The organism is Sodalis ligni, assembly GCF_016865525.2.
GTDB lineage: Bacteria > Pseudomonadota > Gammaproteobacteria > Enterobacterales > Enterobacteriaceae > Acerihabitans > Acerihabitans ligni.
In genome coordinates this window covers 3,117,107-3,130,805 of sequence record NZ_CP075169.1, presented here as the reverse complement: position 1 = coordinate 3,130,805, position 13,699 = coordinate 3,117,107, and the positions used below count along the sequence as shown (strand labels likewise).

Below are 13,699 nucleotides of genomic sequence, written 5' to 3'. Positions count from 1 at the left end.
GATATGTCCCGAAACGTTGATGAATTATCCTGTTTTGCCGGGACCGGCTAGTTTTTAAGACTGCCCACCATATCTTCCGGCCGGACCCATTGATCGAACTCCTCTTCGGTCAGATACCCCAGCTTCAATGCGGATGCCTTTAAGGTCAGCCCCTCTTTGTGGGCTTTTTTGGCAATTTCCGCCGATTTGTCATAACCGATATGGGTATTGAGGGCGGTCACCAGCATCAGGGATTCATTCAACAACTGATCGATGCGAGGCCGGTTAGGCTCGATGCCCACGGCGCAGTGGCGGGTAAAGCTGTCAATGCCGTCCGCCAGCAGCCGTACCGATTGCAGGAAATTATGAATGATCATCGGCCGATAGACGTTCAATTCAAAATTACCCGAGGCGCCGCCGATGTTCACCGCCGTGTCATTGCCGATAACCTGGCAACACAGCATGGTCATGGCTTCGCACTGGGTAGGATTAACCTTGCCCGGCATAATCGAGCTGCCCGGCTCGTTCTCGGGGATGCTGATTTCGCCGATACCGCAACGGGGGCCGGAAGCCAGCCAGCGCACATCGTTGGCGATTTTCATCATCGATGCCGCCAGCCCTTTCAGCGAGCCGTGGCCGTGAACCAACGCGTCGCAGGTGCCTAGCGCCTCGAACTTATTGGGGGCGGTGACAAAAGGATGTCCGGTGAGCTCAGCCAAGGCTTTCGCCACCCGTACCGCGTACTCCGGATGAGTGTTCAGGCCGGTGCCCACCGCGGTCCCCCCCAGGGCCAGCTCGCATAAATGGGGTATGCTCTGCTCGATATGAGTGAGGCTGTGATCCAGCATCGACACCCAGCCTGAGATTTCCTGCCCCAGGGTCAAGGGAGTGGCATCCTGTAAATGGGTGCGGCCAATCTTGACGATATCGTTAAAAGCGGCGGATTTTTGCCCTAAAACCTCTCTTAACGCATTGATCTTGGGGAGCAGGTGTTCGCGTACGGCGATCACCGCCGCCACATGCATGGCGGTTGGAAAGACGTCGTTCGAACTCTGGCTTTTATTGACGTCGTCATTGGGATGGACCAGGCGTCCCTCGCCGCCGCGCCGACCGCCCAAAAGTTCACTGGCGCGATTGGCCAGAACTTCATTCATGTTCATATTGCTTTGAGTGCCGGAACCGGTTTGCCAGATAGCCAGCGGAAATTCGTCCGGGTGCTTATGGGCCAGCACTTCGTCCGCCGCGCGGATAATGGCGTCGGCGCGATCGGCGGGCAACAGGCCCAAATCTTTGTTGACCTGCGCGGCCGCGCGTTTGGTTTGGGCCAGCGCGGCAATCAGGGCCGGCGGCATCTTTTCACTGGATATACGGAAGTGCTCGAGGGAGCGCTGGGTTTGCGCCCCCCACAAACGTTCGGCCGGTACTTCGATCGGTCCCATGGAATCTTTTTCGACGCGGGTAGCTGTCATTGATGCCTCCTGGTATTCTTCCTATTGATCAATATCCTGCCCGGCAACGGTTCCAAGCCTACGCCGGACATTGATAGTATAGTGCCGCAGAAAAGCTTACCATTATGCGACCGGCTCGCGATAATACATTTAGGATCCAGTAAGGGCAGTTAACAATGAAAAAAATGTTCAACTCTGTTCAGCATTACGCCTGGGGCAGTAAGGATGCCTTGTCCAGACTGTACGGCATCGCCAATCCGGACAACCAGCCGATGGCGGAGCTCTGGATGGGCGCGCACCCCAAAAGCAGCTCCGTAATAAGCGATGAACAGGGCCATGACATCAGCCTGCGGGATTACATAGCCCGGCAGCCGGCGGCGCTGCTGGGCAAGGCGGTGGCCGAACGTTTCGGCGAGCTGCCGTTTTTGTTCAAGGTGCTGTGCGCCCAGGAACCCTTGTCCATTCAGGTTCATCCGAGCAAATCCGCCGCTGAGCGGGGTTTCGAGCTGGAAAACCGACGGGCTATCCCACTTGATGCCGCCAATCGCAATTACAAGGATCCCAACCATAAGCCCGAATTGGTTTTTGCCCTGACGCCCTTTCAGGCCATGAACGGTTTTCGCGAGCTGTCATCAATGGTTTCCCTGTTGCAGCCGGTGGCCGGCGCCCATCCTTCCATCGCCGCGTTTTTGCAGCACCCTGACGCTTTACATCTGGCGGGGCTGTTCGGCGATTTGCTGAGTATGGCCGGAGAGGAAAAATCACTGGCCCTGGATATCCTGAAAAATGCCCTGGCCCATCAGCACGGCGAGCCGTGGGACACCATTCGCATGATTGCCGATGATTATCCGGATGACAGCGGTTTGTTCTCCCCTTTGCTGCTCAACGTGATTACCCTGCAACCCGGCCAGGCCATGTTCCTCTATGCCGAAACGCCACACGCCTATCTACACGGCGTGGCGCTGGAAGTCATGGCCAATTCGGATAACGTGCTGCGGGCAGGCCTGACGCCGAAATACATCGATGTGCCTGAATTATTGGCAAATGTGAAGTTTATCGCCAAACCCCGGGAGGAATTGCTGACCCAGCCGAACGGCGGCGGCGCCGCCCTGCGCTTCCCCATTCCAGTGGAGGATTTCGCTTTTTCACTGCATAACCTGTCCCCGCGCCCCCAGGCGCTGGCGCAGGACAGCGCGGCCATTCTGTTTTGTGTCGAAGGCCAGGCGGTGCTGGAAAAAGACGGTCATTCCCTGCGGCTTAACGCCGGTGAATCGGCCTTTATCAGCGCGTCGGAATCGCCGGTTAACGCCAGCGGCACCGGCAGATTGGCACGGGTTTTTAACGAACTTTGACGGCTGTTCCGCCAGGAACGCCCTCTAATCCTGCTATTATTGATTGCAGGTATGTCCAATAGCTTTCTGCCCCTCGATAGATGAAAGTTTAAGGCGGAGTTTGTTTATTGGCGCGTTACAACAACTTGGAATGGGAAATAATAATAAGGATGCATCGACAATGAGAAAATCACTTATAGCGGTCGGCGTTATTGTCATATTGGGCGCGGCATGGACCGGCGCGGCATGGTATACCGGCAAACAGTTTGAACAGCGGCTGCCCGCCCTGCTGGATGAAGCCAACGCCCGCATTAAAACCGCTTTCCCCGAAGCCGGGGTGACACTGGCGGTTCAAGATTACCACCCGGCGCTGTTCTCCCGCCGGCTGGATGTGGTTTTGCTGTCGGACGGCAGCACCGGCGACAATAAACCGTTAAAACCTGGTGATCAACTGATCCTCAATGAAATTGTCGACCACGGTCCTTTTCCGTTCGCCCAGCTGAAAAAAGGCGTGTTTATCCCCAGCATGGCGTCGGTCCAGAGCCGGTTGGCCGAGACCCCGTTCGTCAAGCCGCTTATAGAAGCCAGCCAGGGTAAATCACCGGTATCCGCCGTTACCCGCGTCGGCTATAACGGCGATACGGTATCGGTCATCGATTTCGCCCCCCTCGATTATAAAGATGCCGATTCGCTGATCCGCTCCAGCGGCGGCAGCTTGAACGCCGCCATCGATCACGATCTGAACAAGGTCATTCTCACCGGCGCCCTTTCCAGCCTGGTGGTGGCGGGAGAAAGTCAATTCCAGCAGCGTGAGCAGGTGACGCTGCATGATGTGAGCATCGACAGCGATACCCACAAGGGCAAGCAGGGTTACAGCATCGGCGACAATACCCTCAAGGTAAAATCGCTGATTTACAACCTTGACGGCAAAGACATGCTCAATACCGACAATCTGTCCCAGGTGACCACCGCCAACGAAGATGGCGATAAGCTCAATGTGCAGGTCGCCTACAGCCTGGATATGCTGCATGTGCAGGGACAGGAGTTCGGTTCCGGCAAATTGATCATCAAGCTGTCCAATCTTGACGCCAAGGCCATCGCCCAATTCAGCGACCAGTATCATAATCAGGTGCAGCAAATCATGCAGCAGACCGGCGCCGCCGATCCGGCTGCGCAGCAGGAGCAGATTACCCAGGCGTTGATCAATAATCTGCCGGTGGCGCTTAAGGGCAACCCCTATTTATCCATTTCGCCCCTGAGCTGGAAAAACAGCAAGGGCGAAAGCGCGTTCAACCTGACGTTGAATGTAAACGACCCCTCCCAGCTGCCGCCGGGCGCGCCGGCGGCGACGCCGGAGCTGCAACTGGCGAGGTTCGTCAATAAGCTGGATGCCAAACTGACCATTCCGCTGGATATGGCCACAGAATTAACCACTCAATTCGCCAAAATCCAGGGCTACAACGCCGACGAAGCGCAAAAATTGGCTAAGCAGCAGGTGCAGGGACTGGCGGCCATGGGGCAGATGTTCAAGTTGACCACCGTGGACGATAACGTTCTCAGCAGCAGTTTTCACTATGCCGACAATCAGGTAAACCTGAACGGCCAGAAGATGTCATTGCAAAACTTTTTAGGGTTATTCGGATTGTCCGGCGTACCGGACAGCCCGACGCAGCCGGTACAGCCCCAGGCCGTGCCGCAGCCTCAACGGTAAAACCAAGCCCCCCATCGCCTGATGGGGGGCCCGATAACCTCATTTTAGACTCGCGGCGCCGATAACCCGGCTCATGCCGATCATCCCCCGCCACGTTCGGAGAACCGTTCCCATGATTGATTCATCCCTGCCGTTAACCGACATCCATCGTCATCTGGACGGTAATATCCGCCCGCAAACCATACTGGAACTGGGTCGGCAATTCGGATTGCCTTTGCCGGCCGACAATCTTGAGGAACTGCTCGCGTTTGTCCAGGTCACCCGCACCGAGCCTGACCTGGTGAGTTTTTTGCAAAAGCTGGATTGGGGCGTGGCGGTATTGGGATCCCTGGATGCCTGCCGGCGCATCGCCTATGAGAACGTGGCCGATGCCGCGGCGCTGGGACTGGATTATACCGAATTGCGCTTCTCACCCTACTATATGGCCATGAAGCATCAGCTGGTGCTGCCGGGCGTGGTTGAAGCGGTGATAGACGGCGTGCGCGCCGGCTGTGACGATTTTGACGTTGTGGTGCGACTGATAGGCATATTAAGCAGAACCTTCGGCGAAGATGCCTGCACGCAGGAGCTGGATGCCATCCTGTCCGGCGGCGACGGCATTGTCGCCCTGGATTTGGCCGGTGACGAACTGGGTTTTCCAGGCAGCCTGTTTTTAAATCATTTTACCCGCGCCCGGGATGCGGGGCTGCATATTACCGTTCATGCCGGCGAAGCCGCCGGGCCGGAGAGCATCTGGCAGGCCATTAATGAGCTGGGGGCCCAGCGCATCGGGCACGGGGTAAAAGCCATTGAAGATCCCCGTCTGATGGATTTCCTGGCGCTGCACCGTATCGGCATTGAAAGCTGTCTTACGTCCAATGTACAAACCAGCACCGTGCTATCCCTTGAGCAGCATCCGCTGAAACGTTTTTTAGACCACGGCATACTGGCTACTATCAATTCAGACGATCCGGCGGTTCAGGGCATCGATCTGGACTATGAGTATCGGGTGGCCGCGCCCCGGGCAGGTTTGAACACACAGCAAATCCGCACGGCCCAGCAAAACGGCTTGACTATCGCGTTCATTAGTGAAGCGGAAAAGCAGACGTTGCTTGACAAGGCACATGCCCGAGGGCGCCATTAACCACTTGTTTGACAGACATTAACCGGGGCAATGAATGAACAGGCACGGCAGGATAACAGCGCATCCGGAATTTTCTACCAACGGCAATCAAAGTTTGCTGGCAACTTCGAGGATTTTAGCGTTCTTCTTTAATAGAACGCTCAAACAAACGATTATTAATGTGACCTTGGACATCTCTTTGGTCATATTGTTTATGTAAATCGACAACAAAATTCATACTGAAAATTTTCTCGCCCAGAGAAAATAATATTTCAAAAGGTGGAACTAGAGAATTTATATCGTCATCAGTAAGCAATTGACCGGCAGGTACATGCTGACATAGGCAATTTTTAATGCTGTCACCATGGCTGCAATGACAAGTTTTTCTGCATCCTGGCACTCATGAAACAATTTGTTCGCTTGAGAAAAGAGTGAATTGAGAGAATCCTTGGTCAGATGTATTGTATTTAAAGTAAATCGGACATAATTTTTATCAAAGAGTCGCGTCTGAAAATGACATTTTCAGACCCATCACAAAACGCCTTTTCGATATTCTTATGTGAAGTATTCCCGGTTAACTCATCTTTAAAGTAAAGGATCAAATCCATATCTGCTGACAATCCACTCGGTGGCATTATCCTTAAAGAACCCAGTATCAACTGAAGTTCTGGCGATAATTTTTCCGCAAAATGCTTAGTCATCCCATCAATCGCTATATCTTTATAAGCTGTTTTCAAACGGCCGAAACATCCCCTTTGAGTGAATCAAATATGGAATTGACTGATTTGAGCGACCTTGCAATATGTTTGTTGCATAGTCGCATATTGTTATAATCTTTATGGGATAATTTCAATGCAATGTTTTGAACAAGTTCTACGGGCAGATTTTCCAGTCCAGGTCGCCTCTTTGTATTCCCAGATACACTTTCTACCATCGATAAGACCATTTGATATGGGGTAGGTACTCGGTTCATATAAGGTAATGTAAACAAATTTCTTTCTCAATTACTACGGTTAACAGTAACATCAATAACAAGCATGGACGCCGTGAGCAGATAAAAAACGACATAACGTGTTTAAACGTGGCCAAGCGACATGTTGTAAAATCTCGATTTTATGGGTACATGAAAATTTACTGAATGAGAGGCAATTTAAACCACATTCAGCATAGGATCATTCAAGGCCCGGTAATGGCTTATCCGGTTTTCCTTTTATTCCCATGGTATCTTTGTAGGGAAAGTCTTTGAGAAGACGATCGCCCGCTGAAAATAATCTTGGATACGCTGCGGTCGCATCATTCAATTCCTTGGTGAATGTACCGTCAGTAGAAAAAATATTTGGTACAAAAATTTTTAGATAATGTCGCTATATAAGCGGCAAAGAGTTTATCAGGGCCAGAACATTTATCATAAAAGTTATTTATATAATGAAATATCTCTGCAATTTGACCTTCGTCTATGTTATACGGCTCCAGCTTGTAAACGAAAAATCTCGGATCACTGTAATATTGAAAAGAATCAACCGGCGAAGCACAAAAAATTGCTCGAATAGAGGTAAGTCATACAATTTTTGTTTAATTGGGCTGACGAGTTCACTTATGGCAGAAGGCTGCTCGTCGTTTATTGCTGCGATGAAGACTCTCAAATGCTGCTCATCACCGTCGCCTACCCTCCACTCCGAAATATTATTTAAGGCCTCCAAAACGTTTGGCGAAGACTGATGCAATAGTGAAGAAATCTTTTTTCATCAACCATTCGTTCAAAGCGTTGTTTAAGACGCCCTTGCATTCCGCCATTAATGACTTTTCCATATCACTGATAGACATCAGTTCGTTATGAAGCTGCGAACAAGTTTCCCTAAGGAAGCTATATTCAACTGCGTTCAAATTATCTGCAATTTTTGAACGATTTCTATCGGCAAATCATTGAATTGCGTTACACGCATTATACGACTTGCCATACCATGTGACAAGTTTCCCTATTTTGCAACAAAGACTGAGAAATGACGACAGACTGATTTACATTTCCAAGGTCTAACATGATTATTTACCTCTTCGGAATTTTATTATTAATATCATTATAACAGAAGGGCGAGTGTAATCTTTCATGAATCGCTTATCCGTTTACATGAAATATAAGCGACCCGGCGTTTTTCCTTTGCATTTTATACAAAGAGCACTCATTATTATCAAAGTCGCAAAATCACCGGATTATTACCGTTGAGAAATTGTTCGCGCAATCTCGCTAAACCAGTATCATAGTCAGAAACAAGAAATTTCATGCCGAACGCGCCGCTGCGATTAATGCCATCAACAAATCTTTCCAGCGATTTATTCAGGTTTTCGAGTTCGATTTTCCGGCCAACTGATTTGGCTATCTCTTCGAGTTTTTCAAATAAGGCCTAATTCCCTCATCCAGAGCGCGCCCAGTTTTGGAGGGACTATGTATCACCACGACATCTCCGGCGTTATTCACCGAGCAATTCAAGGCGCAATCCAGATGAACGATTGAGTCTCCTTCGGATAATGCCTTTTCATGTTAAGCAGATCCTTTTAAACTCAGGCGATGCCATTAACAGATAGATACCATTCGCCTTTTCAGCCTTTTCTACTGGCCTTCCTCGAATAAGCATGCAATCAGGATCATAAACCGCCGCGGAAGAAGAATCTGCTATCGCTCGCGGTGGGGAGATATTTAATACAACAACCGGTCCTTGATTTTTGTCAATATCCGCCAATAAACCATGGCCGATTGATTTGCTTAAATAGGTCTGTTCAGTTGTGAATGCCTTAACATTATCGTTTCCCGCCTCAACCTTGAAATCCTTCCGGCACAGCTCGTAGCCGCCATTCTGATAGTCCAGGTCGATAACGCGCCAGTCAAGCTGCCGATAGCCCGCTTTATGGAGTTGCTGATGTATAAACCATTCAGTCAAGAGCCCTCCCGAACCCAGAGATACGAGCGTAACGGGACTCTCCCTTAGCGGTATGGACTTCATGATGTACGCAATGGTCTTATTGATGTATTCGATTCGGCCATTGAGGGATGAATGTTCATTCTCCACCCAAGAGAAATGCTTCATGTAACGATGATTTAAAGTATCTCCACGCCTCAGGCTGGTCATCTTCAAAATTTCTTTGATGGTCAAAGGAACCATGTTGACATTTTGCTGGGGATCATAGACAGCGAAATTGTTATTTTTGACCGCTGAAGAAATCATTAATAATCATCTCCAATTGATTAATTCCAATTTACTTAAAATGCAAAATATTATAATGTTAGTCGTTCAAATTAATATAAACCATTCTTGAACTAATTTAACCCCTTCATTATATATAAACCTCGGATTAAGCTGCCGTAAACGAATGTAAAAATCTTCTCTGGATCGCCGCGATGGAGATGAGGACCTCCATTAAGCAAAGCGGCAAATGGATATAAACATACGGAAGAGAAGATTTCAAATAAATTCGTCTGCACCTCCCCTTCTACCAGGCCTGCATGACCGGTTCCACAAAAGCACGGTCAATTATGTTCGAGCGAAAATGATTTATATACTATATTCGACCCGACGAATGAAGAGTCACGCTCAAGCGGATGCTGGCATAAAAAATTTATAAATAGTGTTGCTATATAAATAAGCGGTAAAAGGTTTTTTAGAATTTATGCATCTATCTCAACGGGAAACATTTCTCGAATCAGGTAATTCATAGACAATAATTCGGATAAGCAACTAGCATAACTGTAAACATCTCAGTGAACATGGTTATTGAAAAAAGCGGACTGAATCAGCCGCCACGGCTTCAGTCCGCTTGTTGATTTTACGGTCAATCACTTGTCGAATTTATCCAAAACTGTTTACTCGCCGGGCGTGACGCTCAGCGCGCTTTTCTCCCGCGCCGCCGCCTGCTTGCGGGCGTAGCGCTGCGCCAGCACCGCGCACACCATCAACTGCACCTGGTGGAAAATCATCAGCGGCAACACCATGGTGCCTACCGCCGCCGCCGGGAACAGCACGTTAGCCATGGGGATACCATTGGCCAGGCTCTTTTTGGAGCCGCAGAAGACTATGGTTATCTCATCGGCGGTGCTGAACCCGAGCAAACGGGCGGTCCAGGTATTGATCACCAGAACAATGGCCAGCATGATCAGCGAATACACCAGAATCGACACCAGCGACCAGCCGGTGATTTGATGCCATATCCCCCCCACCACCGCTTCGCTGAAGGCGGTATAGACCACCAGCAATATTGATGACCGGTCTGTGATATTAATCAGCTTTTTATGCCGGTTCACCCAGCCGCCAATCAGCGGCCGCGCCAGATGGCCCACCACAAAAGGCACCATCAGTTGCAGGATGATTGAGCCGATGGCATGCAGGGTATTGTTCGATCCGCCCCCCTCCTGGGTTTTCATCAGCAGGCCCACCAGCACCGGCGATAAAAATACCCCCAGGATACTCGAGGCGGAGGCGCTGCAGATAGCCGCCGCCACGTTGCCGCCGGCCACCGAGGTAAAAGCGATGGCGGACTGTACGGTAGCGGGCAGCGCGCACAGATAAAGAAAGCCCAGGTAAACCGGCGTGGACAATAACGAAGGCTCAAAGACCTTCATGGCAAGACCGAGCAGCGGGAACAGGGCAAACGTGCTGAGGAAAACCACCAGATGCAAACGCCAGTGGCTCATGCCGCCGATGATGGCGTCCCGCGACAGCTTGGCGCCGTGCATAAAAAACAGTAAAGCGATGGCGGCGGTGGTGAGGTATTCAAAGAGGGTTTTAAAAACGCCGCGGCAGGGAAAGAGAGAAGCCAGGATAACCACCGAAACCAACACCAACAGAAACTTATCAATACGTAAACGTTGCAACCACGACATGACAACTACCCTTACCATCATACGAAACCAGGGCGATCGGCGGATCGCCCGAAAGCCCTACCATGTCATTAACCGTGCTTTACCGCTAATGTTTTTTTCTGTTCCGACGAAGAAATGCCCAGCTCAATCAACTCCATTACGCGGATGGCCGCGGACGGAGTCACCGGATTATCGCCTTTTTCCAGAATAGCATCCCGAATAGCGCCGTAGTAAGCAGGATAATTACCCGGCTGGGTACGGACAATATGTTCGGTCATGATGCCGTCTTTCGGCAGGGTCAACACGCCGTCTTGGCTATCGATACCCCAGTCTGGCCGCGGCGGAAATTCGCCGTTTTTCAATCGCGCTTCCTGGGTATCGAGACCAAACTTCACATAGCTGCCTTTGGTACCCTGAATGGTGTAACGGGGAGTTTGCGCCGCCGCCGACATGGAGCCGTGCAGCACTACCCGCCGTTGCGGATAGGTCAGCGTGGCGTGAAAATAATCGTCGGTGCGAGCCCCGGGGCGCAGCAACGCCAAATCAACGTTTATCGCCACCGGCATGCCGAACAGCACCAGTATCTGGTCAATCAGATGCGGGCCCAAATCGTACCAGATACCGCTGCCGGCACCGGGCCGTTCCCGCCACCGATCCTTCACTTCAAGGCGGAACCGGTCGTAATGGGACTCGAAATACAGCACGTCGCCAAGGATACCGTCGCGGATGAGCTGCTGCGCGGTGAGAAAATCACTGTCCCAGCGTCGGTTATGGAATACCGACAGCACTACCTGGCGATTTTCAGCCAGCTGCTTTAATTCCTGTGCTTGTGACAACGTCACGGTGAAGGGTTTATCCACGATAACGTGCTTGCCCGCCAGCAACGCCTGTTTGGCCAACGGGAAATGGGTTTCATTCGGGGTGGGAATCACCACCAGTTGCACCGCCGGATCGTTAATGACCGCGGCGGGATCCGCCGCCACCTTGACGCCGGGCAAATCCGCCCGCACTTTATCCGCATCGCTGGAAGATACCGCCGCCAGCCGCAGGCCGTCGGTGCCTTGGATTAAAGGAGCATGGAAGGTTTTACTGGCAAAACCGTAGCCAATCAGTCCGATTCCGATATTTTCAGCCATCGTTTTTCCTCTTTTTCGGCTTGCATTCGATGGGGCCGTCCCCGCTACAGGAAAACGGCTAATTCATCTTTACCGGACCAACCATATCAATAAAATATTATCCTCCGATAGCCTTTTCGCTTTGCAACTGCCAGTTATTGGCGGCCTGGATGCTGCGGCCGGGATAATTAATCTCGCTGCTGCGCCGCCTGAAATCGCTCGGGCTGACCCCGACGCGCTTGCGAAATACCCGCGAAAAGTAAAGCTGATCGTCATAGCCCACCACCCGGCCGATGGTGGCGATGGATTCCTGCGTGGTCTGCAACAGCAGTTTGGCGCGGATAACCCGCTGGTCTTCCCGCCAGCGCAGGATATTAATCCCCACCTGTTCACGGAATAAATGCGCCAGGCGCGAAGGGGATAAACAGACGTGCCGGGCCACTTCATCGATGCGCAACTCGCCGGAAAGATTGCCGGTGATAAACTGACAGGCTTCGATGATGCGCGGGTCCATGATTTTGCTCGGGCTTTGCGGATCTTCCTCCATGGCGCGCAACAACAAACGTTCCAGCAGGTTCATGCCCAGCTCTTCGGAGAAACGCCGGCCGGAGCGCTGGGTCTGTTCAATATTGGCCAGCAGGCGGTCGAATTCGGTGAGTAAATTGTCGTTGCCCAGGGACAGGCGGCCCACGTCATGGATTTTGCTGTGCCATTCCAGCCAATCGGCCCAATAGGCCCGGGGGCGGAAATAGACCCAGCGATGATACCAGCAGTCGCTGTCCGGGGAACGGCCGTAATAATGCGCGGATTTCGGCGGGAACAGCAATAGATCGCCGGGATTGCAGACAAAAGACCTATCGCCCTCGAATATTCTGCCCTGACCCTTGATGGTCAGATTAAGAATAAATCCTTTCATGCCGTCGGGACGATCGATGAAGAAATCCAGCGGGCCTCCGGCAATGATCGGCGTTAAGCCGGCAACCAAATAGGCATTGAACATATAGCCAGGCAATAAGGGATTTGATTGCGTCTCGTGAGTCATTCTATGATACATCTCACCTCCGGACAGCTTGTCGTCTGATAGAGAATATCCTGAAGAGCGCGGAATAGCCTGTAACGGTGATCGAACTGTGAGCGGGCCGGCGCTTTAAGCCGCGCCGACCCGCAAACCTTACACCGTACGTTTAGCCTTTTGTTTGTAGCGGTCAAATATCACCGCCGCAAGCAGGATCACGCCGCGCACCACATATTGGGAAAACGGTGAAATATTCAGCAAGTTCATCGCATTTTCCACCGTGCCGAGAATCAGCACCCCCGCCACCACGTAAGAGATTTTACCGATACCGCCTTTCATCGATACCCCGCCCAGCACGCAGGCGGAGATAACGATCAATTCATACCCCAGTGAAGTCATCGGCTGGCCGCTGGTCATGCGCGAGGCCAGGATAATCCCCGCCACCGCGGAAACCAGACCGGAAAGAATAAAGATAATGATCTTGGTGCGCACCACCGGCACCCCGGCCAGGCGAGCGGCTTCTTCATTGCCGCCGATAGCCAGCGTATTGCGGCCGAAGGTGGTCTTGTTCAACAGAAAGCCGAAAATGATCATGCAGAGCACCATGATCCAAATCGGCGCCGGCAAGCCCAGCCAGTTGGAGTTACCCAATATAAAGAAGCGTTCGTCTTCGATGCCCACCGCCTTGCCGTCGGAAATGATATAAGCCAGGCCGCGGACAATCTGCATGGTGGCCAGGGTTGTTATCAAGGCGTTGATTTTCAGCTTGGCAATGACGAAACCGTTTACAAGGCCGCATATAACACCCAGCACCAGCCCCGCCAGCACGCCGATCCACAGGCTGTCGGCGGCGTTGATGACCACCGCCGTGGTGACGCCGGCGCAGGCGATAACCGATGCCACCGACAAATCGAAATCACCGGATGCCAGGCAGAACAGCATGCCGCAGGCGACGATGCCGGACATGGAAACCGCCAGGCCCAGGCCTTTCATATTGATAAAGCTTGAAAAGTTGGGAACGAAAATGGTACAGGCGATAAACAGTACGACAAAAACCACCAACATGCCGTAGTTATCCCAAACCCGAGACAAACTTAACGATTTATTCGCCTTTGGCGAAGATGTAGTGACCGTTGACATCTTTGACTC

At 51.6% G+C, this 13,699-nt stretch carries 10 protein-coding genes; 3 read left to right on the top strand and 7 right to left on the bottom strand.

Features of this window, described 5'->3' with window-relative positions:
- Positions 1-47: 47 nt before the first annotated feature.
- Entirely contained in the window at positions 48-1,448 is a 1,401-nt protein-coding gene (gene fumC, locus GTU79_RS14530) for a class II fumarate hydratase (protein ID WP_203521400.1), read from the bottom strand.
- Between the two features lie 155 nt (positions 1,449-1,603).
- Here fumC and manA point away from each other — a divergent pair, with 155 nt between their 5' ends.
- The 3 genes from manA to add all read left to right on the top strand — a co-directional run bounded on the left by manA (position 1,604) and on the right by add (position 5,592).
- Positions 1,604-2,779, top strand: a complete 1,176-nt coding sequence (gene manA / locus GTU79_RS14525) for a mannose-6-phosphate isomerase (RefSeq protein WP_203521401.1) — start codon at positions 1,604-1,606, stop codon at positions 2,777-2,779.
- Positions 2,780-2,939: 160 nt separating this feature from the next.
- Positions 2,940-4,469: a YdgA family protein gene (locus GTU79_RS14520; protein ID WP_214514089.1), complete on the top strand. Its 1,530-nt coding sequence runs from the start codon at positions 2,940-2,942 to the stop codon at positions 4,467-4,469.
- A gap of 112 nt (positions 4,470-4,581) precedes the next feature.
- Positions 4,582-5,592 carry an adenosine deaminase gene (add, locus tag GTU79_RS14515; protein WP_203521403.1) on the top strand — a complete coding sequence of 337 codons (1,011 nt, stop codon included), beginning with the start codon at positions 4,582-4,584 and terminating at the stop codon, positions 5,590-5,592.
- A 446-nt stretch (positions 5,593-6,038) separates the two neighbouring features.
- On the opposite strand, the gene GTU79_RS14510 is transcribed toward add, so the two are convergent.
- The 6 genes from GTU79_RS14510 to araH all read right to left on the bottom strand — a co-directional run bounded on the left by GTU79_RS14510 (position 6,039) and on the right by araH (position 13,690).
- On the bottom strand, positions 6,039-6,308 hold the full coding sequence (locus GTU79_RS14510) for a hypothetical protein (protein WP_203521405.1): 270 nt from the start codon (positions 6,306-6,308) through the stop codon (positions 6,039-6,041).
- Positions 6,309-8,102: 1,794 nt separating this feature from the next.
- Complete coding sequence (locus GTU79_RS14505; protein WP_203521407.1) at positions 8,103-8,789, bottom strand: hypothetical protein; 687 nt, start codon at positions 8,787-8,789, stop codon at positions 8,103-8,105.
- A gap of 635 nt (positions 8,790-9,424) precedes the next feature.
- Complete coding sequence (locus GTU79_RS14500) at positions 9,425-10,441, bottom strand: bile acid:sodium symporter family protein (protein WP_203521408.1); 1,017 nt, start codon at positions 10,439-10,441, stop codon at positions 9,425-9,427.
- 68 nt (positions 10,442-10,509) lie between these two features.
- Positions 10,510-11,556: an oxidoreductase gene (locus tag GTU79_RS14495; protein ID WP_203521409.1), complete on the bottom strand. Its 1,047-nt coding sequence runs from the start codon at positions 11,554-11,556 to the stop codon at positions 10,510-10,512.
- Positions 11,557-11,653: 97 nt separating this feature from the next.
- Positions 11,654-12,589, bottom strand: coding sequence for an arabinose operon transcriptional regulator AraC (gene araC, locus GTU79_RS14490; RefSeq protein WP_203521410.1), 936 nt, complete (start codon positions 12,587-12,589; stop codon positions 11,654-11,656).
- A gap of 117 nt (positions 12,590-12,706) precedes the next feature.
- Complete coding sequence (gene araH / locus GTU79_RS14485) at positions 12,707-13,690, bottom strand: L-arabinose ABC transporter permease AraH (protein WP_203521411.1); 984 nt, start codon at positions 13,688-13,690, stop codon at positions 12,707-12,709.
- Positions 13,691-13,699 lie beyond the last annotated feature (9 nt).